General features: G+C 47.4%; 17 protein-coding genes and 2 tRNA genes. All 19 read right to left on the minus strand.

From position 1 onward, the window contains the following. Window positions 1-229: 229 nt before the first annotated feature. Window positions 230-526, minus strand: coding sequence for a hypothetical protein (locus tag HXZ99_RS10690; protein ID WP_194757283.1), 297 nt, complete (start codon window positions 524-526; stop codon window positions 230-232). Between the two features lie 8 nt (window positions 527-534). Further along, on the minus strand, window positions 535-1,149 hold the full coding sequence (locus tag HXZ99_RS10695) for a hypothetical protein (protein ID WP_194757284.1): 615 nt from the start codon (window positions 1,147-1,149) through the stop codon (window positions 535-537). Between the two features lie 31 nt (window positions 1,150-1,180). Next, window positions 1,181-5,332 carry an RHS repeat-associated core domain-containing protein gene (locus HXZ99_RS10700; RefSeq protein WP_194757285.1) on the minus strand — a complete coding sequence of 1,384 codons (4,152 nt, stop codon included), beginning with the start codon at window positions 5,330-5,332 and terminating at the stop codon, window positions 1,181-1,183. Between the two features lie 204 nt (window positions 5,333-5,536). Continuing rightward, window positions 5,537-6,424 (minus strand): hypothetical protein, encoded by an 888-nt coding sequence (locus HXZ99_RS10705; protein WP_194757286.1) that lies wholly within the window; start codon window positions 6,422-6,424, stop codon window positions 5,537-5,539. Continuing rightward, window positions 6,402-7,325 (minus strand): lipoprotein NlpI, encoded by a 924-nt coding sequence (gene nlpI / locus HXZ99_RS10710; protein ID WP_194757287.1) that lies wholly within the window; start codon window positions 7,323-7,325, stop codon window positions 6,402-6,404. Before nlpI ends, HXZ99_RS10705 begins: the two co-directional genes overlap by 23 nt. Before the next feature lie 119 nt (window positions 7,326-7,444). Then, window positions 7,445-9,553, minus strand: a complete 2,109-nt coding sequence (pnp, locus tag HXZ99_RS10715; protein ID WP_194757288.1) for a polyribonucleotide nucleotidyltransferase — start codon at window positions 9,551-9,553, stop codon at window positions 7,445-7,447. 245 nt (window positions 9,554-9,798) lie between these two features. Then, window positions 9,799-10,068, minus strand: coding sequence for a 30S ribosomal protein S15 (rpsO, locus tag HXZ99_RS10720; protein WP_143233823.1), 270 nt, complete (start codon window positions 10,066-10,068; stop codon window positions 9,799-9,801). Window positions 10,069-10,163: 95 nt separating this feature from the next. After that, the gene (gene truB, locus HXZ99_RS10725) at window positions 10,164-11,093 is read right to left on the minus strand and encodes a tRNA pseudouridine(55) synthase TruB (protein WP_194757289.1); all 930 of its coding nucleotides are present in this window, start codon (window positions 11,091-11,093) and stop codon (window positions 10,164-10,166) included. 59 nt (window positions 11,094-11,152) lie between these two features. Continuing rightward, window positions 11,153-11,527 carry a 30S ribosome-binding factor RbfA gene (gene rbfA / locus HXZ99_RS10730; RefSeq protein WP_194757290.1) on the minus strand — a complete coding sequence of 125 codons (375 nt, stop codon included), beginning with the start codon at window positions 11,525-11,527 and terminating at the stop codon, window positions 11,153-11,155. Window positions 11,528-11,598: 71 nt separating this feature from the next. Continuing rightward, window positions 11,599-14,268, minus strand: coding sequence for a translation initiation factor IF-2 (gene infB, locus HXZ99_RS10735; RefSeq protein WP_194757291.1), 2,670 nt, complete (start codon window positions 14,266-14,268; stop codon window positions 11,599-11,601). Between the two features lie 23 nt (window positions 14,269-14,291). Beyond that, entirely contained in the window at window positions 14,292-15,791 is a 1,500-nt protein-coding gene (gene nusA / locus HXZ99_RS10740; RefSeq protein WP_194757292.1) for a transcription termination factor NusA, read from the minus strand. A gap of 23 nt (window positions 15,792-15,814) precedes the next feature. Next, a complete protein-coding gene (rimP, locus tag HXZ99_RS10745) occupies window positions 15,815-16,270 on the minus strand; it encodes a ribosome maturation factor RimP (RefSeq protein ID WP_194757293.1) in 456 nt (151 codons plus the stop codon). Window positions 16,271-16,456: 186 nt separating this feature from the next. After that, window positions 16,457-16,533 (minus strand) — tRNA-Met (locus tag HXZ99_RS10750). 126 nt (window positions 16,534-16,659) lie between these two features. Then, window positions 16,660-16,746: transfer RNA gene (locus HXZ99_RS10755), tRNA-Leu, on the minus strand. A 25-nt stretch (window positions 16,747-16,771) separates the two neighbouring features. Then, window positions 16,772-17,086, minus strand: coding sequence for a preprotein translocase subunit SecG (secG, locus tag HXZ99_RS10760; protein WP_194757294.1), 315 nt, complete (start codon window positions 17,084-17,086; stop codon window positions 16,772-16,774). 3 nt (window positions 17,087-17,089) lie between these two features. Continuing rightward, on the minus strand, window positions 17,090-17,836 hold the full coding sequence (gene tpiA, locus HXZ99_RS10765; protein ID WP_194757295.1) for a triose-phosphate isomerase: 747 nt from the start codon (window positions 17,834-17,836) through the stop codon (window positions 17,090-17,092). A gap of 151 nt (window positions 17,837-17,987) precedes the next feature. After that, window positions 17,988-19,319 (minus strand): phosphoglucosamine mutase, encoded by a 1,332-nt coding sequence (gene glmM / locus HXZ99_RS10770; protein WP_194757296.1) that lies wholly within the window; start codon window positions 19,317-19,319, stop codon window positions 17,988-17,990. A gap of 5 nt (window positions 19,320-19,324) precedes the next feature. After that, window positions 19,325-20,149 carry a dihydropteroate synthase gene (gene folP / locus HXZ99_RS10775; RefSeq protein WP_194757297.1) on the minus strand — a complete coding sequence of 275 codons (825 nt, stop codon included), beginning with the start codon at window positions 20,147-20,149 and terminating at the stop codon, window positions 19,325-19,327. A gap of 116 nt (window positions 20,150-20,265) precedes the next feature. Further along, window positions 20,266-22,221 carry an ATP-dependent zinc metalloprotease FtsH gene (gene ftsH, locus HXZ99_RS10780; RefSeq protein WP_194757298.1) on the minus strand — a complete coding sequence of 652 codons (1,956 nt, stop codon included), beginning with the start codon at window positions 22,219-22,221 and terminating at the stop codon, window positions 20,266-20,268. Window positions 22,222-22,269: the final 48 nt, after the last annotated feature.

Below are 22,269 nucleotides of genomic sequence, written 5' to 3' on the forward strand. Positions count from 1 at the left end.
AAAGCCTTAACGCCCCAACTGGTTAAATCTTAAAGGGTGACAACTATCCTGCCAGAGGGGGAAACTGAGACAGATTTAATTAGAGTTTTCTGCGATAGTAATAGCAGGAGACGACTATGAAAAAATCATGGGTCCTATTTTAAGGGATGTTTACAAGTCGACTGGATGATCATATAGACCTATGAAAACTTGGCTGACACAGAATATTGAACACCCTCTTGCTTTATCTTTAGTTTACGGATGAAACCGATAACTTATCGATTGCATATTCATCGTTAAACCGCATTGCGGTCTCCATCAGTGTCGCTCCTCCGTATTCGGTATCCGCCGTAGCGCCCATATAAACAGCAATGTTGATTCTTAGTCTTCGCACTGGCTCATTTACTTTCCCGCTGTCAGCAATTAAATAAAAGGTAGATTGCGGGAGTCCATTTAAAAATGCAGGTACATATAAAAGGTAGAAGCTAACCCAATAAGTAATAACCAAGAAGCACAACGCTGAAAGAGTAATCTTAACTAGAGACATACCAAAACTCATAACTTCTTACACTCCAAATCCGATGTATCGGTTAATGTATTATATAATTGGCTGAAGGAAAGTTGGATATCATAGTTATTTACTTCACAAACGAGTTCTTCTAACTCTGTCAAGGTTTCTATGCTCATATAGTGACCAAACTCGGAAATAAGGTCTGCCCGCATTGCTGTAATCATTGAGCGGAAGAGCTCACCATTTCTAGCATTTATATCCATTCCTTTTCGCTTAATTCTTTCAATATCCCTTCGCGCAGAGTTTGTATCTCCATGTACATGAACCACAAAAGATGTGTTATCGAGTGCGCCAAACGACTCTGAATCATATCTATAACTAACCAAAAAGTGCTGAACAATTAATAACAACATGCATGCGATTGCATAGCTTTTGGGGAAAGCCATGCGCTCTCTACCAAAATAAACGAGCAATCCGGCAATGATCAAAACTATGAGGAAGCTTGTAAATATTAACGGAAGTAACTGATCAAGTGCCTCTGACCAAGAGTCTATCAATCTATGTTCACGAAAGTTATTAAACACAAAAAATCCAAGCAGACTCAAGGGAAGCGCCATGGTCAAGCGCCCTAATAAGTCATTTCTTTTTCTCTCCGCCATATACCCCCCCAACGAACAATATCTAAATATTTTAGAATCCAGACTTCGTATTCGAGCAATCTAGTCTACGAGTTACACTTATTTCATTTCCGTCTGAATCAAACCTTCTCTCAACCCTCAACCTGTGTCCGTTGTGTTCATAAAAAGTTGTTACTTGCGTATCACCCTGCTGAATATCAATCCGCAACGCCTCGCCTGCTGAGTGTAATAAAAAGACCGTTCCGGTTGCTGGGATAACATAAAAAGGGTTTGGAGCAAAAAGTGTCGAGAAAGCAACAGCTTGACTGGCTATTTTGAAATCGTCACTAAGCTTATTCGCACGTTTTCTTTGTATTTCTGCGTCGGCTCGACTTACATTTGCAAAATCCACTACGACTGTTTCGATTCTCATATGGTTTGTGCTATTTGCGTGGCATCCACATGCCTCTAATCCGAAAAAGTCAAAATAATTAACCGGATTTGCCCCCACATACCCATAGGTATTCATCCCGCCGGCAAGCCCTATCGGGTCGCTTTGCAGGTAACGGCCTGTGGTGGCATCGTAATCCCGAAAATAGTTATACCAGCTGTTTTTCTCTGCATCCCAGTACTGGCCCGGAAAACCAATATTAAAATCACCTATTGAGCTCGTTAACACGGTGCGTTCGAAGGCTTCGAGCTGTGCCCGCCACACCACGTTCTGCGACTGGTCGGTGATTACTTCAGGGCGGCCGAGGTGATCATTATGCACATAGTACAACTGGTTGTTGGCAATATAGCCTACCACCTGACCCGCAAAATAAATATATTGCTTCGCCGTACCCTCGGCAAGTAATTGCCCCGTCGGGCTGTATATATAGTGCGTGGAGGTACTTCCTGTGGTTTTACGCACCCGTTGCCCCAATGCATTATACCCATAGGTGGTGCTGCCAGCACTCACCATACGGTTGTCTTGATTGTAGGTATAGTTCCGTGTTTGTCCGTTGAACAAAATCTCACTGACCACATTGCCATTTGCATCGTAAGTCAGACTACGCTGATTACTTCCTCTGGTGACCGATAACAAGCGGTTCGAGTTAGCATCCATCTGATAGGTTTCACTCAAGGTTCCACTGCGGCTCAATCGGTTCCCTATACTATCGTAAGTGAAATCCGTGTTACCCAACCCCACGCTGGAAACGGACGTTAATCTTCCTAAATTATCGTACGTGAAGTTCTGACTGTCCGAAGGCCGAATCTGGTTTGTGATTGCGTTAATAAATCCACGAGTGTCATACCCATAGCTTAAACTTTGGATGTTTGGTGTGGAGATTTTCGTTATATGGTAGGAAGCGTTATATTCTAAATTTCTCTGGAGCTGATTTCCAAACGTGAAACTCCGAACTGGACCAAATGGTAAATACTGTGCGTTTCCTAATATATCGTGCGTAGAGCCGTTAATCGTAACTGTCATATGGTCAATGAAGCCTAAATCGCTATAGATATAGTTGACACTATTCCCTCCAGGATAAATTAAGGATATTAAACGCCCATGTTGATCATACTCCCAGTTTACTGCGTAATCTTCGCCAAGTATGTTGTTGTGCTGTGTGGCCAGTTTACCCCACTGGTTATAACTGTAAGTCGTGTGCCCCGAACCATCGGATATAGAAGTTAGTTTTCCATGCCCGCTCAGCGATTGGTCGTAGTTAAACTCAACCACCTGATTATTGACTCTCTTTGTTATTCGACCGAGCGAATCATATTCGAAACTAGTTGATATGCCACGAGCATCGGTTTTGCTCAATACTTGACCTATTAACGAGTACAAAAATGTCGAGGTGCCCGCATCTTGACTATCTAGCTGAGTGCGTTCTCTGAATTTATTAAGTGAGTAGTGAGTATCAATATCCCGAGCATCTTGTACGCGCGTCAAGCCCCGTTCATTATGCTCAAACCGTGTTTCAATTCCATTAGGCTCACGCTGAAGTGTCAGTCGGTTTAACTCATCGTATTCATAGTAAGTTACTTGGTTTGCGCCATCCTGAACGCTTACGAGGTTACCCGCAGCGTCATAATTATACCGAGAAAGAGCAACACCTTCATGATCATAAACTGCCGTTAACATTCCCCTTTTAGAATATTCGAAGGTTCGCTCGTATGATTGATTGATTGCATAAACATGCCCACATTCTTCAGGTGGTGGCTGTATAATAATCGGATCAGGTTCTTCGGGCTCAATTCCAATTTCAGAGACTTCTGCAGATGTAACCATGATCCCCATAGGCTCTGAACCTTCACAAGGAACATAATCAATGTAAACACGCTCTGAAAAACGCTGCTGAACAATATTTCCCAATAAATTTCTAGTAAGTAATTCCTCGTGCTGCAAATCGCCTTGTGAAACTTTCACATTCACCAGTCTTCCCGCAATGTCGTAGAGATACCTATAAGTTATTTGGTCAGAACGGGTTTCGGTTGCGATGTGACCAAATCTATTACGCGTGTACGTTATGCGGTAAACTGATCCGCTGGCAGACCTTTTTTCGATTGCCCTCAAACGACTCCGGCTATCATATTCGTAGGCGGTTTGAGTTCCGTCTGGATGTGTAATCAGACCAACATTACCTAACGCATCATAACCCGTATAGGTTGTTTTCAAGCCATTTGATGTGGCAGATTCGATTAATTGCCCAAGATTATCGTAAGTATAGGTTTTTGAGTTGCCTTTCGGATTTGTTACAATTAAAGTGGCTGGGATTAGACCCTGATGATAAGTGTAGGCGTATTGCCATATACGGCTTTCGTTGTCACCTTTTTGCTCATAGCGTATCAGGTCGCCGGCATAATTGTATTGAAAGGACTCATTAACACCATCTCCTCGTGTTACGCTAAGTAACTTTCTTGTTGTCGGGTGCCAACTATAAAGCTCAGTATATTCAGAGGAACTACCAACTGCTCGCGTACGAGACTGCAAGAGCCGTTTATCATACGTGAAACTTGTTACTGTGCCGGACATATCTGTTCTCGATATGACCTCACCTAATCCATTATGAATCTGGCTCTGCACACCACTGCTGCAGTATGGGGTGCCTTCTACCTCAACCGAGACTAGTTTGCTTTTTGAATTGTCAGAATATCGATAAGTAGTATCATGACCAATTGCGTTTGTTACCTTTGTAAAGGTTTCACCGTATGTAAAAGTATTTTTATTGATATTATTAGCATGTCTACTGACAGTAACCCGACCTTGGATATCATATTCGAACCATGAGTAACGTATCCCGTTGTAACTTATGCCGGTGAGATAATAGGGGGTGGTTCCCTCGTAATGGTAGGTATGTCTATCGCCGTTTGGATAGAGAACACTCGAAAGCATATTGTGGCTATCATAAGTATAACTAAAATGGTTTCCGGCAGGATCTTCGACTTGTGAAATCCGACCATCCGCCCAAGATACGTGTAATTGTCGCCCGGCAGCATCTGTTATTGATGCCAAGTTATTGCCTTGATAACCAAATGTAATGGACCTTCCGCTTGAAACATCACGCACTTCAATAAGGCGCCCCTCGTTGTTAAAAACAGTAACCGTGCCTCTTTCATGGTGCAAAGTCCAAACGGAATAATCAGGGGTACTGTCAAGAACATTCGCACCTGATACTGACAGAAATGAAACTTCCGGAAGTTCTCCGGGAGGGACTGTACGGGGGGCTTCAAAGTAAAGCTTCTTTCCCATTTCGTTTACCACAAAGACGGGCCAAGGGTGACCATCTGGAGATGTGGTCAATTCAAGTCGCCAGTCAAACACTGAAGACCATCCTTGACCAAAAGATCCAACATCTACTTTCGTGCTCGCGTAATTTCTTTCTAATGATAGTGGGTACTGACCATTTCCGATAAAGTCGATAACTCGTTCAATTTTCGTGCCCGAGGAGACAATGACCGGATTACCTTCTTCACAACTCTCATCAGCTGGGCTTTCGTTTTCAGCTCCAAAATTAAAATCACTTCCTGAATACCCATCCTCCTGAAGAAAAATTCGCAGGCGCGACAGAATATCCTCTATTTCTCTTTCTTTGTCATTTCTTGACCAGCGGGTCCCTTTTGTTTCTATTCGTTCGATGTTTTGAGAGCCGGAGGCGCTTGAGCTTATGGGCCAAAGGCCTATCAACAATGCGCAAAATAAAAGAATTAGAATAAAATTTGAATTGAAGAGTTGTTTCATTATGGGTCATCCTGCGTTCCGTGCATTTATGGCCCATCAGAGTAGGCTGTTAATTAAGTCATCCTGATAGAGTCTATTACGAATATTATATGCCCGTCTATAAAATGTTAATAAAATTGCTTTAGCCACGGCCGAACTAATTAAAAAGGACTGTCCTAAAGTGTGAAGTGAAGTACCCCTAAAGTGAACTGAGGCGCTTTTTGCTTATTGGCTGTTTAATCTATCCCTAATTAACTTTAAATACAGTGTAGGCACGCTACCAATCTCATGCTGTTCCATAAAGGTTTTTTCTGCGACGGGCTTCCACGCATAACCTGGACCATGCGTACAAGTATCTGCTGGATACAAACCTACCGCATCGTCGCTATCTGCATCTGAACCTAACACCCACTGTCCTTTTTCTGTTTTTCGTGCAATTGGGGTGGTTAGGTAGGTTCTCCAAGGCAAGCTTGCCTTGAAAGCCTGATAGCTTTCGTCATTGAGTTCACGGGATGCCGTAAACACGATATTTAATGCATCGAACTGGTAATCACCGCTACAAAAGGCACGTGCTAATTCGGGGCGCATGCCATATTCATCCGCTAAACCCAAAGCATGTCCGAGTTCATGCTGTAGCAGCAAGCCCGTTGCAGCCTGAGGCGCATACACAACTCCATTTCGAGTCTGGGCTAAGCCATCCCCAGTGACCACCATCGCTATGGCTTCAGGTGGTTCACTGCTCACATTCTCGCAATGCACATGGCCGTTCACTTCAAAGCATTGGCTTTCATAGCGCTGCGGATCCAGTGTCGCACAAAATGGTAAAATCTCGGGATTGAAGTTCTCCTGAACGAACTGCAGGCGGGTCGACAATCTCTCCTCGAGAGACTCGGCCCCCAAGACATGCACATCAAATAGACAAGCTTCGTGAGCATGAATCAAGACTCGACTGTATGCTTGAGTCTCAACTCCTTCATCCAAGAGAGGCTCTTCACCATGCTGCCACCAAGGCAACAAAAGAGCGGCACCGACGATAGTCAATGCACTCAGTTTAAAGAAGGGAATGCGCTTCGGTGACATCTTCGCGTGATCAGGGCGCTCGTAAAAGTTCACGGATATTATTTAGCTCCGTGCGTGCGTGACGATGCTCCAAATACGGGTACACGTTGGTGGCAAGCGTGAGCTTAAAGAAATTCATCGCTTGATGGTATTGGCCATTCATGGCGGCCACTTTGCCCATATAGAAGTAGGCTTCACATAACTGGTAATTCAGCTTGCGGCGATCTTCCGCGTTCTCGTAGGCATACATAATCAAACTCTCGCCGTCGATCTCGCCCACCAGAAATTCCAAAATCTTCTGGCCCCAAACATCTAAATTGGCGGCTTCCCACTGCTCATTCAATTGCTCAAATGCGCGGCCTGGGTTCATTTCCCATGCGGCAAAGTAATACCACATCACCCGGAATGGGTCGCTCGGGTCCTGAAAGTAATAATCAGCAAAATCGCTCAGCGCAAGCTCAAACTGGCCGTTGTAATAAGCAGCTAATCCACGATTTAAATACACGTATTCGTGATCAGGTTGAAGCTCAATCACACTATCAAAGGCTTCAAATGCGGCCTGGAACTCACCAGCCTCCGCATAGTAAATACCGAGAGAATGGTAAGCGTCGGCCATCGCCGGTTGCAACTCAAGGGCTTGGTTTACATCCACCAACGCCAAGGTTCTTAAGCCAAGATAATCATAGGTCATTGCGCGAACGTGTAATATTTGAGCGCGCTGCTCATCGTTTAAATCAGCTTTATAAAGCAGTTCGGTAAGCTGCAACAGCTCAATTTCAATGTTTTGATCGACAGGTAAAGGCTCAACAAGGAAAAGTTGCGGTTCACTCCCGTGAAATTCCTGCACCGACTCCACGACATCGGCGTCACTTGGCGCTTCAGGCGTTACCGTACATGCGGACAGTAAAAACACCGTAACCCAGCCTAAACTTAACGTACGAATTAATCGGTTCACTTGCGACTCCTACTGTCTATGATAGGGGTTATTACACCACATCCACGGCCTCTGGCAAAGAGGCAAAAAAAATGGCTGTCCGTAGACAGCCATTCCTATTTTTGCGTACAAATTAACGCTTATTCTTCAGAAGTGGTTTCTTCTGGAGCTTCTTGCGCTTCTTTCATACTCAGACGTACACGGCCTTGACGATCAATTTCCAGAACTTTTACGTTCACAGTTTGACCAACCGACAAGTAATCGTTCACATCTTCCACACGCTTATCGCTAATTTGCGAAATATGAACCAAACCATCTTTGCCTGGAAGTACAGTTACAAAGGCACCGAAATCAACGATACGTGCAACTTTACCTTCATAGATGCGACCTACTTCAACTTCTGCAGTCAGCGCTTCGATGCGTTTCACCGCATTTTGAGCTGAGGCATCGTCAGTTGCAGCAATCTTAATCGTACCATCGTCATCAATTTCAATCGTGGTACCCGTAGATTCCGTCAGTTCACGGATAACTGCGCCGCCTTTACCGATAACATCACGAATCTTCTCTGGGTTGATCTTCATGATGTGGAAGCGTGGCGCGAAATCAGACACATCGTCACGAGCTGAGCTGATCGCCTGGTCCATTACCGACAGAATATGCAAACGAGCGGCTTTAGCTTGTGCCAACGCTTGTTGCATGATGTCTTTGGTAATACCCTCGATTTTGATATCCATTTGCAGTGCAGTCACGCCTGTTGCGCTTCCGGCTACTTTAAAGTCCATATCGCCAAGGTGATCTTCGTCACCCAAGATATCTGATAGAACTACAAACTTATCACCTTCCTTCACCAAGCCCATGGCAATACCGGCAACCGATGCTTTAATCGGAACACCTGCATCCATCAATGCCAGTGACGTACCACATACAGAAGCCATTGAGCTCGAACCATTCGATTCAGTGATTTCAGATACTACACGGATGGTGTACGGGAATTCTTCTGGGTTAGGCATCACTGCCATAACACCGCGCTTAGCAAGACGACCGTGGCCGATTTCCCGACGCTTCGGAGAGCCAACCATGCCGGTTTCGCCGACACAGTACGGAGGGAAGTTGTAGTGCAGCATAAAGCGATCAGTACGGTGACCCATAATCTCGTCAATATTCTGCGCATCACGCTCTGTACCGAGGGTTGCAGCAACTAATGCTTGGGTTTCACCACGGGTAAACACAGAAGAACCGTGAACACGCGGTAATACGCCAGTAGCAACGTTCAGGCCACGAACCATATCTGGTTCACGTCCATCGATGCGCGGCTCACCAGCAATAATACGACCACGTACAACCTGTGATTCGAAATCATGGAAAATATCGCCCACTTCTTTCTCATCAAGATCGTCATGATCGGCTTTGAGCTGTTCGATCACATCTTTAAGAGCTGCTTTCAACGCATCACGGCGCTCGCTCTTGTCAGTGATCATGTATGCTTCGCCGATTTTGCTTTCTGCAGCTGCTTTTACTGCTGCAATAAGAGGCTCGTTCTTAGCAGCTGGCTGCCAGTCCCACTTCGGCGCGTTTACTTCTGCAGCAAAATCATTTACTGCATTAATGACCGATTGCAATTGCTCGTGACCGTACATTACGGCACCTAGCATCACTTCTTCACTTAACAAGTTCGCTTCTGACTCAACCATCAATACCGCAGATTCAGTTCCGGCAACAACGAGATCAAGATTTGAAGTTTCTAGTTCAGTTTTTGTTGGGTTTAGCACGTATTCATCATTGCTAAAGCCAACCCGCGCTGCACCGATAGGGCCGTTAAATGGCAAGCCTGAAACAGCCAATGCCGCAGAGGTACCGATTAGGGCCACAATATCTGGATTCACTTCTGGGTTCAGTGATACAACGGTGGCAACCACTTGTACTTCGTTGTAGAAACCTTCTGGGAACAATGGACGGATTGGACGATCAATCAGACGACTGGTGAGTGTTTCATTTTCAGAAGGACGTCCTTCACGCTTGAAGAAACCGCCAGGGATTTTACCGGCCGCGTAGGTACGTTCTTGATAATTAACGGTGAGCGGGAAGAAATCTTGGTCGGCCCGCGCTTCTTTTTTACCAACCACGGTAACTAAAACTGTGGTGTCGTCCATGCTTACCATGACAGCACCTGAAGCTTGACGTGCAATTGCTCCGGTTTCTAATGTAACTGTGTGCTGACCATACTTAAATTGTTTAATAATAGGATTCACGTTTTCTTTTCCTTCAACTTACTTACATTTTGCCCTTTGATTCTCTGGGCCATCTTTTTACGACTTACTTTAATTTATCCGATTAGTATACCTAATCATTGACCTGTGCGAGAACCATTTCCTGCATTCTCTTGTGTAATAACTGTACACAGGTCGCTTCAAACCCATTTCATATAGGCTGGAGCCCTACTCATAAAAGAATGAATAAAAATAAAGGGGCCCAGAGGCCCCTTTATTAACACCGCTTAGCGGCGCAGTTCTAGACGCTGAATCAAATCAACGTAGCGCGCTTCGTCTTTACGCTTCAGATAGTCCAGCAATTTACGACGCTGGCTAACCATGCGAAGTAGACCACGACGTGAGTGGTGGTCGTGCTTGTGTTCTTTGAAGTGACCTTGCAGGTGGTTAATTTGGGCAGTTAACAGTGCGACCTGAACTTCAGGTGAACCGGTATCGCCTTCACCGCGTGCAAAATCAGAAACGATTTGTGCTTTATGAGCTGCTGTTAGTGACATATTGGGACTCCATCTAGTTAGTGCCGGAGCCAATCACTAATTCAGCCCCAGCGGAAGAGCGCGCATTATACGTTGACTAGACGATGAATACAAGATTAAGCCAAGCTCAAAACACGCTTAGGCCAGTACAATCCGTCATCGCGTAAGCAAGCCACACCAAGAAATCGCTGCGCATCCCAGACACGCACTATTGCGTCGGTCGCTGGTGCCGGGGCTGTCACTGGTTGTCCGTGCAAAAAGCCATGGCCTTCAGCCGCTGAAACGGTAATCTTCGGCAATCGCGATACCGGTGAATCGGTGGGCAGTAGTAGCGCATCTAATGATTGATAGTCAAAGTTATCGGGGGCATCTCGCTCTGCCACCAAGGCATCCAGTTCTTCTAAACTATACATATCTTCGTATGCATAATCTGCCACACCGGTACGGCGCAGTTCTTTAACGTACGCACCAGAGCCCAATGCTTGTCCCATATCATCCACTAATGAACGAATATAGGTACCTTTGCTGCAGGTGACATCCAAGGTGATATACGGCAAATCGTAAGACACAATATGCATCTGATAGATATGTATTGAACGCGCTTCGCGCGGCACTTCAATGCCTTTGCGCGCATAATCGTAAAGGGGCCTACCTTGATACTTCAGGGCCGAAAACATCGACGGCACTTGCTGAATATTGCCGGTAAATTGGGCTTGGACACGTTCGAAATCTTCACGAGAAAAAGTAACGGGCGCGGTCGCCACAACCTCACCATCGGCGTCACTGGTATTGGTACGTATACCGAACTCCGCAACCACGCGATAAGATTTATCTGCATCCAGCAAGAACTGTGCAAACTTCGTAGCCTCACCTAAACAAATGGGCAGCATACCTGTGGCCAAAGGATCAAGCGCGCCGGTGTGCCCTGCTTTTTGTGCATAATAAATGCGTTTTACTTGCTGTAAGATTCGGTTTGATGATGCCCCGGTCGGTTTATCGACTAAAACAACACCGTTAATGACTCGACCCCGAGTTTTTCGTGCCACCCTTACATCCTCATGCGAAATATAGAAAAACGCCGGATGGGTATCCGGCGTTGTTTGGGTTAGTCTTTATTTTTTGCGTCGTCTCGTTCGCGCGCTTCACGTACAAGTTTTGCCATCCGAATCCCCTCATTTAGGGACTCGTCATGAACAAAGCGCAAATCAGGGGTAATTCGAGATTTAATGCGTTTCCCCAACAGGGAGCGAATAAAACCTGAGGCTTCATTCAGCACTTTCAACGCAATTTTTACTTGTTCTTCATCGTCTTGCAAGAAGGTTACAAATACTTTTGCGTAAGCCAGATCTCGAGATACTTCAACATCGGACACCGTTGGCATCACGACCCGCGGATCTTTAATTTCCCGCTGTAAGATCATCGCGATCTCACGTTGCATCTGCTGCGAAAAACGATCGGTACGACTAAATTCTTTCTTCATATAACACTCCTTTTTCGCATCGGGAATAAACCAAAGTGGGTCGCCACTAATGGCAGCGACCCGTGTTTGGATTAAAGCGTACGTTCAACCTGGACGGTTTCGAAAACCTCAATGTGGTCGCCAACGCGAACATCATTGTAGTTTTTCACACCAATACCACACTCCATGCCGTTGCGAACTTCCTGCACGTCATCTTTAAAGCGACGTAACGACTCAAGTTCACCTTCGTAGATAACCACGTTATCACGTAAGACACGGATTGGCGCTGAACGTTTGACGATACCTTCCGTCACCATACAACCTGCGATAGCGCCGATTTTCGGTGATTTAAAGACATCCCGCACTTCGGCTAGGCCGATAATTTGTTGCTTGAACTCTGGCGCTAACATACCGGTCATCGCTTGTTTGATTTCATCAATCAAATCGTAGATAACGCTGTAGTAACGCAGTTCAATACTCTCGTTCTCGGTAATGCGACGTGCTGTTGCATCTGCACGTACGTTAAAGCCGATAACAATCGCGTTCGACGCGCCGGCTAAGCTAATGTCGGTTTCAGTAATTCCACCTACACCAGAACCGATGATGTTCACTTTTACTTCGGAGGTCGATAGTTTCGTCAACGACTCAATAATCGCCTCAAGTGAACCTTGAACATCGGCCTTCACAACCAAGTTAAGTTCAGAAACAACACCTTCTTCCATGCTCGTAAACATGTTTTCAAGTTTCGCTTTCTGTTGGCGTGCAAGCTTCACTTCGCGGTATTTACCTTGACGATAGTTCGACACTTCGCGTGCTTTACGCTCGTCTTTTACCACGGTTACTTCGTCGCCTGCTTGCGGCACACCCGAAAGACCTAAGATCTCGACAGGAATTGAAGGGCCTGCGCTCTCCACTTCTTTGCCTAATTCGTTGCGCATAGCGCGAACACGACCATATTCCAAACCACAGAGCACGATATCGCCACGGTTTAAGGTACCGCTTTGTACCAAGATGGTAGCAATAGGACCGCGACCTTTATCAAGGCGTGATTCGATAACTAGACCATGTGCCATACCATCGTGAGCAGCCTTCAGGTCAAGCAGCTCAGACTGCAGAAGAATCGCTTCGAGCAGGCCATCAATGTTCTCACCGGATTTCGCCGATACGTGAACAAACTGAACATCGCCGCCCCACTCTTCTGAGAGGACGTCGTGCTGTGACAGCTCAGACTTGACTCGGTCTGGATCCGCTTCTGGCTTATCAATCTTATTCACTGCAACCACAAGTGGCACACCCGCTGCTTTCGCATGCTGGATAGCTTCCACGGTTTGTGGCATAACGCCATCGTCCGCTGCGACCACAAGAATAACCACGTCGGTAGCACTGGCACCACGTGCCCGCATTGAAGTAAACGCTGCGTGACCCGGGGTATCAAGGAATGTGATCATGCCATGACCGGTATCAACGTGGTACGCACCAATGTGCTGGGTAATACCACCGGCTTCACCGGCGGCAACCTTCGCTTTTCGAATGTAATCGAGTAACGATGTTTTACCGTGGTCGACGTGACCCATAACGGTGACGACAGGGGCACGCGGCGTTAACTCACCGGTATCACCACGGTCGAGTAGTACCGCTTGCTCGAGTTCGTTATCGCTCACCAACACAAACTTATGACCCATTTCTTCAACGACAAGCGATGCCGTTTCTTGGTCAAGAACTTGGTTGATGGTAACCATCTCGCCCATCTTCATCATCGTTTTGATAACTTCAGAGGCTTTCACCGCCATACGGTTGGCTAAGTCGGCCACTGTAATGGTTTCTGGAATACGCACTTCACGCTCTACTGGCGACGCTGGCTTGTTAAAGCCATGCTGCATCGAGCTTGGGCTGCGCTTACTTCCTTTACGGCGGCGCTCACGACGAGGAGAGTCATCCTTTTCATCGTCTTTGCCACGGCGTTTGGTTTTCTTCGCAGTACGGCGGCCACGACGCTCTTCTTCGCTGTCTTGTTGTTCTTCAGCAAATTTCGCGGTAACCGATGTAGTGAAGTGAACGTCTTCTTCTTCCATTTTCTTGCGTCGGGCTTCTTCTTCTTCCCAACGCGCTTGATTCTCTTCCGCTAAGCGACGTGCTTCTTCTGCTTGACGCTTGGCTTCTTCTTCCGCTTTCTTAGCCGCTTCAGCTTCCTGCGCTTTACGCAATTTATCAGCTTCCGCTTTCGCAGCTTCTGCTTTCGCTTTTTCTTCTGGCGTTTTCTCAGGTTGTGATTTCGCCGCCTTCGCTTCCGCAGCTTTACGCTTTTCTTCCGCGATTTTGCGTTCTTCTTCACGACGTTTCGCTTCAGCTTCTGCTTTCGCTTTTGCCTCTGCACGCGCTTTCTCTTCTGCAGCTAAGCGCTCTTGCTCTGCTGCTTCTGCCGCTAGCCGCTCTTCTTCTTGCTTCCGCGCTTCCTCTTCTGGAGAGCGCTTCACATAAGTGCGTTTCTTCCGTACTTCAACCTGAACAGCTTTTGCCTTACCCGGCCCCGCATTAATACTCAAGGTACTGCGTGTTTTCCGCTTTAAGGTCATGCGGCTCGGAGCTGCGCTACCGTCGCCACCATGAGCTTTATTCAGATGCGCTAATAGCGCCGCTTTTTCGTCTTCTGACACAGTTTCACCGGCCGACTTAGAAATACCGGCATCACTTAACTGTTGCAGCAAGCGATCAACGGAGGTTCCGATATCACTGGCAAGTTTTTCGATTTTGACTTCTGCCATCTAATTCATACCTCACTTTCAAATTATGCTTCGTCACTAAACCAGCAGATATTACGGGCTTTCATAATCAATTCGCCCGCCTGTTCTGGAGTGAGTGACTCAATTCCTTCCAAATCATCAGTGCCTTGCTCAGCAAGGTCTTCCAGGGTTTTCACACCCATCGCGGCGAGTTCATACGCCAAGTGACGATCCATTCCCTCAAGATCGAGCAGTGTCGAATCGGGTTCTGCTCCTTCTAAGGATTCTTCTGTTTTCAGGGCTTTGGTCGTCAGGTAATCTCGCGCACGAGTACGCAATTCTTCAACGATATCTTCGTCCATTCCCTCAATCGACAACAGTTCCGCAACTGGAACATAGGCAATCTCTTCTAATGAAGAGAAGCCTTCATCAATCAATACCGTTGCAAAATCTTCGTCGATCTCAAGGCCTTCAGTGAAGAGGCCAAGCAAACGCTCAGATTCCGCTTCATTGCGGGCATTGAAATCGTCGACGGTCATGACATTCAATTCCCAGCCAGTTAATTGGCTTGCTAATCGAACGTTTTGACCATTACGGCCGATAGCTTGCGCTAAATTGCCTTCTTCAACGGCGATATCCATAGTGTGGGTTTCTTCGTCCATCACGATAGATACGACTTCTGCAGGTGACATGGCGTTAATCACGAACTGTGCAGGATTATCGTCCCACAGCACGATATCCACACGCTCACCACCAAGCTCACCAGAAACGGCTTGTACACGTGCACCACGCATACCTACACATGCACCCACTGGGTCAATGCGACGGTCATTACTCTTCACAGCAATTTTAGCCCGTGAACCTGGATCCCGTGCGGCACCTTTAACTTCGATCATCTCTTCACCGATTTCCGGTACTTCAATGCGGAACAACTCCACAAGGAAATCTGGGTGAGTACGACTTACGAATAACTGGGCGCCACGCGCTTCAGGGCGCACTGCAAATAACAAGCCACGAATACGGTCGCCTGGACGTACGCTTTCACGAGGCAGCATTTCGTCACGGAAAATAACCGCTTCCGCGTTATTTCCTAAATCCAAAATGATGTTGTCACGGGTCGCTTTTTTCACGATACCGCTAATCAAGGTGCCTACCTGATCTTCGTACTGCTCAACCACTTGCGCACGCTCAGCTTCACGTACTTTCTGTACGATTACTTGCTTCGCTGTTTGCGTGGTGATGCGATCAAACTTAATCGATTCAATTTGATCTTCAACGTAATCACCTACTTGAATCTCTGGCTCATCGATTTGAGCTGCAGACAACGAAATTTCCGCATACGGATTTTCCAATGCCCCATCTGGATCTTCAACCACGCGCCAACGGCGGTAGGTATCAAAGTTGCCGGTGTTGCGATCTATCGCAACGCGCACATCGATGTCCCCGTCGTATTTCTTCCGGGTCGCCGTTGCAATCGCAACTTCTAAGGCTTCAAAAATCTTTTCACGAGGTACCGCTTTTTCGTTCGATACCGCTTCTGCAACCAGCAAAATCTCTTTACTCATTTCTGCCTCGTCAACGCTTATTCTTAATCAAACTTCGGTACCAGGTTCGCCTTTTTCACTGCGCTGACCGGTACATTCAATGATTCGTCACCTAGGGTAAATGTAATCTTGTCGCCTTCTACAGCGGAGATTACGGCTTTAAAGTTTCGTTTGTTCTCTATCGCGGCTGTTAATTGCACAGACGCTTCTTCACCAATGAATCGCTCAAAATGGTGAATGTTAAATAAGGGCCGGTCCATACCTGGAGAAGACACCTCAAGGTTGTACTCAGTGCTTATCGGATCTTCAACGTCCAATACCGCGCTCACTTGATGGCTTACATCAGCGCAGTCATCGACGGAAATCCCATTTTCATGATCAATATAAACGCGCAAGATCGACGTTTTCGCACGTACGAATTCAATCCCTACGAGTTCATAACCTGCCGCAGAAACCGCAGGCTCTAGCATTTGTGTTAGTCGCTCAACCAGAGTTGCCAACGTAACCTCCAGAAACAAAAAAAGGGCATAAAGCCCAGTTCTCAGGTACCCAAAAGAATGCCACAAAGCCTAGATAGCAAAAAGCCCCAAACACCGTCGGGGCTAATATACAATCGAGCCTTTCGACCTGAGCTTACCGAACTTGGAACGTTTCCTGTGAAACGCTACGTCTCGTTAAACTCGAACTGGTTGCGGGGGCAGGATTTGAACCTACGACCTTCGGGTTATGAGCCCGACGAGCTACCAGACTGCTCCACCCCGCGTCCGATGCTGAGTATTATACTCGCTTCCCTTTTGTTTTCAACCGAAAGCGCCTGTTTATTAGGGATTTCGCTGAAAAAAACCGTTGGTTCAACAAATGGTTAAATACGCGGATATAAACTCAAAATTGGTGCCGAAGACGAGACTTGAACTCGTACGCTCAGAAGAGCACCACCCCCTCAAGATGGCGTGTCTACCAATTCCACCACTTCGGCAAATTTTGTACGTTTTGGCGCCGGATTAATTTCCTGGCGGCAAATCGTTATTTCGTGGCTGTTCAGATGCTGGCACTGATAAATCAGTGAAGTCATCAGCAGGTGCACGATCCGATGCCACCATGTTGCCCAGCATTAAGCTCAACAAAAAGAATGTCACCGCGATAATCGCTGTCATGCGGGTAAGGAAGTTTCCTGAACCGCCTGCACCAAATACCGTATTAGACGCACCTGCACCGAAGGAAGCACCCATTTCAGCGCCTTTACCCTTCTGTACCATGATGAGCGCAATCAGTGCGATTGCGACGAGAAGATACAAAACCAATAAAACTTCATACATAAACTAGGTATCCTTTGCTGCCTTGCAAATGGCATCAAACTGTTCCGGATTCAAACTTGCACCGCCAACAAGGCCGCCATCGATATCCGGTTGGTTAAACAATGTGCTTGCGTTATCCGCCTTCACACTGCCACCGTAAAGAATTTGTAGTGTGTCTGCTTGCTCTGGTGCCTTACTGCGCACCCACCGGCGAATCATTGCATGAACTTCTTGCGCTTGCTCGGGTGAGGCTGTTTTGCCTGTCCCGATGGCCCACACTGGTTCGTATGCAATCACTAAGCGTGAAAAATCTGCATCCGCCAATCCAGCATCAAGCTGTCTTTCAATCACTGATTCTACCGCATCTGCTTCCCGCTCTTCCAGCGTTTCACCGACACAAAATACAGGCGTTAACTCACATTCCTGTACACGCACTATTTTTTCTGCGAGTACATCATCGGTTTCGCCAAAAATAGCGCGACGCTCAGAGTGTCCCACAATCACGTAAGTGGCCCCACATTCGCGCATCATTTGGGCGCTAATCTCGCCGGTAAAGGCGCCGTCAGTGTGAGCTGCGCAATTTTGCGCACCAACTTTGATATGGGCCGGTGCTAAAGCAATCTCAGCGGCCTTCAAATACACTGCCGGAGGACACACAACCACAGTGGTTGTGGTTTTTTCGAGCGACCCTGCAAATTGCTGCGCCATACGTTTAACGAGCGCAAGGTCTCCGTTTAACTTCCAGTTGGCGATGACCAGTGATGTTCTCACATGACTCTCCTGTCCTTCTGTAAGCGGCGCAGATAGTACCCGACATCATCATCGGATACAAGCACCGCCCAACAAAAATTTACCGTTCGCTCAGATGTTAATCAATTGCCATCCGCAAACGCGAACACCATCGAAAGGCGCATTAGCGCCATTATTCTACCGCACCTACTTCGTTCGCGATTTGTTTCGCAAAAGCGCGCACATCTGCTGCATCTTTGCCTTCAACCATGACGCGAATTAAAGGTTCAGTACCCGACTTGCGCAATAATACGCGGCCATTACCCGCCAAAGCCCGCTCAACTTCGCGCACGGCCGATGTCACATTGTTTTCGTTTAACGGATCTGTACCCACTTTGTAAGACACGTTAATCAGCACCTGTGGCAATTTGCGCATGCCTTCCACCATATCACGTGGGCTTTGGTTCTCTCTGACCATTCCGGATAAAAACTGGATGGCTGCGAGAATACCGTCGCCGGTACTATGGTGTTTCAAATTGATCACATGGCCTGAGCTTTCACCGCCGACGTACCAACGCTTTTCACGCAAGGCTTCCATCACATAGCGGTCACCTACCTTAGCGCGTACAAATGGAACATTGAGCTTTTCTAGGGCGAGCTCCATACCCATATTGCTCATTACGGTACCAACTACCCCTCCTTCGAAGGTGCCATCTTTAATGGCCTGTCGCACCAAAGCATATACAATTTCATCACCATCAATAACAGCGCCTGAGCTATCAACAATCATCAGCCGATCGCCATCGCCATCAAGGGCAATACCGATATCCGCCGATTCTTTCTTCACCGCTTTAATCAGATTATCCAAGTCGGTGGCGCCGTAGCCGGCATTAATATTGAGACCATCAGGCTCACAGCCAATTTCAATAACCTTAGCGCCGAGCTCTCGGAATACATTTGGTGCAATGTGATATGTGGCACCGTGGGCGCAATCCACCACGATGGTTACACCGGCCAGCGACAATTCAGAAGGAAAAACGCTCTTACAAAACTCAATATAACGACCTGCCGCATCGTGGGCACGAAAAGCGCGACCTAAGTGTTCACTGGCCACACAATCAAGCTCCTGATCAAGGTAGGTTTCAACTTCTTGCTCGACCTTGTCGGATAACTTGTGGCCCGACTCTGAGAAAAACTTAATACCATTATCATAATACGGATTGTGTGAGGCACTGATGACCACCCCAGCAGCAGCACGAAACGTTCGGGTTAAGTAGGCAACGGCAGGGGTCGGCATGGGGCCTAAAAATTCAACATTGACACCGGCACTCGAAAAGCCTGCTTCCAACGCTGATTCCAGCATGTAACCGGAAATACGTGTGTCCTTGCCGATAAGCACCCGCGTATTGCCCGATGCAGCAAGGGCTTTACCTGCCGCCCAGCCCAACTTCAGCACGAAATCTGGCGTAATTGGTCTTTCGCCGACACGACCACGAATTCCATCAGTTCCAAAATATTTACCCATATCCCTTAATACTCTCCGTTTAACATGGTCGTCACAACCTGTACTGCATCCCTAGTTTCAGCAACATCATGCACTCGCAAAATAGCAGCGCCTTTGAGCATGGCAATGGTTGCTGCCGCAATACTGGCAGGCATGCGCTCTGTAACCGCACGTCCGGTAACATGGCCAAGCATCGATTTTCGTGAGATGCCGATCAGCAAAGGTCGGTCGAGATCACGAAACGCTGGAAGCCGTTGCAGTAGCTCATAATTGTGCCGTACGGTTTTACCAAAACCAAATCCAGGGTCTAAATAAATATGCGAGCGCGCTATACCCGCTGCTTCACAAGCACGCATCCGTTCATTAAAAAAATCTTTAATATCGCCCACTAAATCATCGTACTCAGGATGTTCCTGCATGGTACGCGGCTGACCTTGCATATGCATAAGGCAGACCCGCACCTGACGTGCTTTAAAGGCCTCTGCGGCAGCTGTCAGAGCATCCGGTTCGCGCAAAGCCCGGACGTCGTTAATCATGTGAGCACCCGCGGCTACTGCTGCACGCATCACATTCGCTTTGCTAGTATCCACCGAAATCTTAACCGGCAGTTCCCGCGCAATCGCTTCAATCACGGGCACGACCCGCTCAAGTTCTTCTTGTTCGGATACCGCATCGGCGCCTGGCCGGGTCGATTCCCCGCCCACATCAAGCCAGTCCGCGCCGTTCTCTACCATCACTCTGGCACGTTCTAGCGCCCGCTCAGTATCGTTATACTGACCGCCATCGGAAAAAGAATCTGGTGTGACATTAAGAATTCCCATTACTTCAAAACGGGGCTTAAAGTCATTCATGGTGTTCTATCCCTGTGACTCACAATCATAAAGGCTGAGGCGCATTATGATCGACAATGCGGTTTAAATGAAGTCAAAAAAATGCCCCGCAAGACGGGGCACTTCAATTCTATTACTTATTTTGCCGGGGAGCCATCTGGCTCATCGATGTCTAACCGATCATCATCTTTCTTCGGCTTCTTCGCTTTTGGCTTGGCGCTAGCAGCATCACCCGAAGATGGCTTGCCATCGTCTTTGTCATGCCAACTTACCGGCTCACGCACATCGCGACGCGACATTAAGTCGTCGATTTGACCTGCATCCAAGGTTTCGTATTTCATCAGCGCATCTTTCATGGCGTGTAAAATATCAATATTTTCCTCAAGGATTTTGTAAGCGCGGTCGTAGTTACGATCGATAACTTGACGAATCTCGGCATCAATCGCACGCATGGTGTCGTCAGACATTTGTTTGTTCTGTGCCACTGAGCGACCCAAGAACACTTGTCCTTCATCTTCTGCGTATAACAACGGCCCCATCTTCGATGACAGACCCCATTGGGTAACCATCTTGCGGGCAATCGCAGTGGCGCGTTCGATATCGTTTGAGGCCCCAGTGGTGACATGTTCATCACCGTAAATAAGTTGCTCAGCAATTCGACCACCGTACAAGCTCGATAACATGCTCTCGAGATGTTGCTTGCTATGACTCACCCGATCTTGCTCTGGTAAGTACATAGTGACACCCAGCGCACGTCCACGCGGAATAATCGACACCTTGTAGACAGGATCGTGATCCGGGACCAAACGTCCAACAATGGCGTGTCCTGCTTCGTGATAAGCGGTCATCTCTTTTTCCGATTCCGTCATCACCATGGATTTACGCTCAGAACCCATCAAGATCTTATCTTTGGCTTTTTCAAACTCCGCCATTGATACCATGCGCCGGTTTTCGCGAGCGGCAAACAGCGCTGCCTCATTCACTAAGTTGGCGAGATCTGCACCCGAGAAGCCAGGCGTACCACGAGCAATTAATGCAGGTTCAACGTCATCAGCAATCGGCACCTTGCGCATGTGCACTTTCAGAATCTGTTCACGGCCACGTACATCCGGCAAGCCAACAGTTACCTGACGATCGAAACGACCGGGACGTAATAACGCTGGATCCAGAACATCTGGGCGGTTCGTTGCGGCAATCACGATAATACCTTCGTTGCCCTCAAAGCCATCCATTTCCACGAGCATTTGGTTTAGGGTTTGTTCACGCTCATCGTGACCACCACCTAAGCCAGCGCCACGCTGGCGACCCACCGCATCGATCTCATCGATAAAGATGATGCACGGTGCAGCTTTTTTCGCTTGTTCGAACATGTCACGTACGCGTGATGCACCCACACCCACGAACATTTCAACGAAATCTGAACCGGAAATAGTGTAGAAAGGTACTTTCGCTTCACCTGCCACAGCTTTTGCAAGCAAGGTTTTACCTGTTCCTGGAGGGCCGACCATCAATACACCCTTCGGAATCCGTCCACCCAAGCGTTGGAACTTCGATGGATCCCGCAGGAAGTCGACCAATTCAGCCACTTCTTCTTTGGCTTCTTCACACCCAGCAACATCCGCAAGCGTAGTTTTCACTTGATCTTCGCCCATAAGGCGGGCTTTGCTTTTACCAAATGACATCGCACCACGTCCGCCACCGCCTTGCATTTGACGCATGAAGAAAATCCACACGGCAATAAGCAGTAACATCGGGAACCATGAAATAAAGATGGTGCCGAGTAAGCTACGTGATTCTGGCTCTGTATATCGAACCTGCACGTTCCCTTGGCTCAATAGTTCGTTGAGCAGATCGGGATCTTGCGCAGGCTTGACGGTACGGAATTGCTCACCGCTGCGCCGCACCCCTTCAATGGTTCGATTCGATTCATTAATTGTGACTTCACGTACATCGCCCCGATTTACATCGCGCACGAATTCTGAGTACGTGTATACACGCTGGTCATTGCTACCTGGATTCATCCCTTGGAACACGCTCGCTAATACTATCGCGATGACTAACCAAAGAATGAGATTTTTTGCCATGTCGCTCAACGTTCTTACCTCTCAACATGTTGGCAGGTTCCCCTGCTAAAGCTACCC

The sequence above is a fragment of the Aliidiomarina indica genome, from assembly GCF_015354615.1.
GTDB classification, from domain to species: domain Bacteria; phylum Pseudomonadota; class Gammaproteobacteria; order Enterobacterales; family Alteromonadaceae; genus Aliidiomarina; species Aliidiomarina indica.

What these genes read in the sequence shown, in the direction of transcription:
- secG (WP_194757294.1), bottom strand. Translation starts at nt 17,086, where the DNA reads ATGTATGAAGTTTTATTGGTTTTGTATCTTCTCGTCGCAATCGCACTG.
- HXZ99_RS10690 (WP_194757283.1), bottom strand. Translation starts at nt 526, where the DNA reads ATGTCTCTAGTTAAGATTACTCTTTCAGCGTTGTGCTTCTTGGTTATT.
- rbfA (WP_194757290.1), bottom strand. Translation starts at nt 11,527, where the DNA reads ATGAAGAAAGAATTTAGTCGTACCGATCGTTTTTCGCAGCAGATGCAA.
- HXZ99_RS10700 (WP_194757285.1), bottom strand. Translation starts at nt 5,332, where the DNA reads ATGAAACAACTCTTCAATTCAAATTTTATTCTAATTCTTTTATTTTGC.
- glmM (WP_194757296.1), bottom strand. Translation starts at nt 19,319, where the DNA reads ATGGGTAAATATTTTGGAACTGATGGAATTCGTGGTCGTGTCGGCGAA.
- infB (WP_194757291.1), bottom strand. Translation starts at nt 14,268, where the DNA reads ATGGCAGAAGTCAAAATCGAAAAACTTGCCAGTGATATCGGAACCTCC.
- folP (WP_194757297.1), bottom strand. Translation starts at nt 20,149, where the DNA reads ATGAATGACTTTAAGCCCCGTTTTGAAGTAATGGGAATTCTTAATGTC.
- HXZ99_RS10695 (WP_194757284.1), bottom strand. Translation starts at nt 1,149, where the DNA reads ATGGCGGAGAGAAAAAGAAATGACTTATTAGGGCGCTTGACCATGGCG.
- nusA (WP_194757292.1), bottom strand. Translation starts at nt 15,791, where the DNA reads ATGAGTAAAGAGATTTTGCTGGTTGCAGAAGCGGTATCGAACGAAAAA.
- rpsO (WP_143233823.1), bottom strand. Translation starts at nt 10,068, where the DNA reads ATGTCACTAACAGCAGCTCATAAAGCACAAATCGTTTCTGATTTTGCA.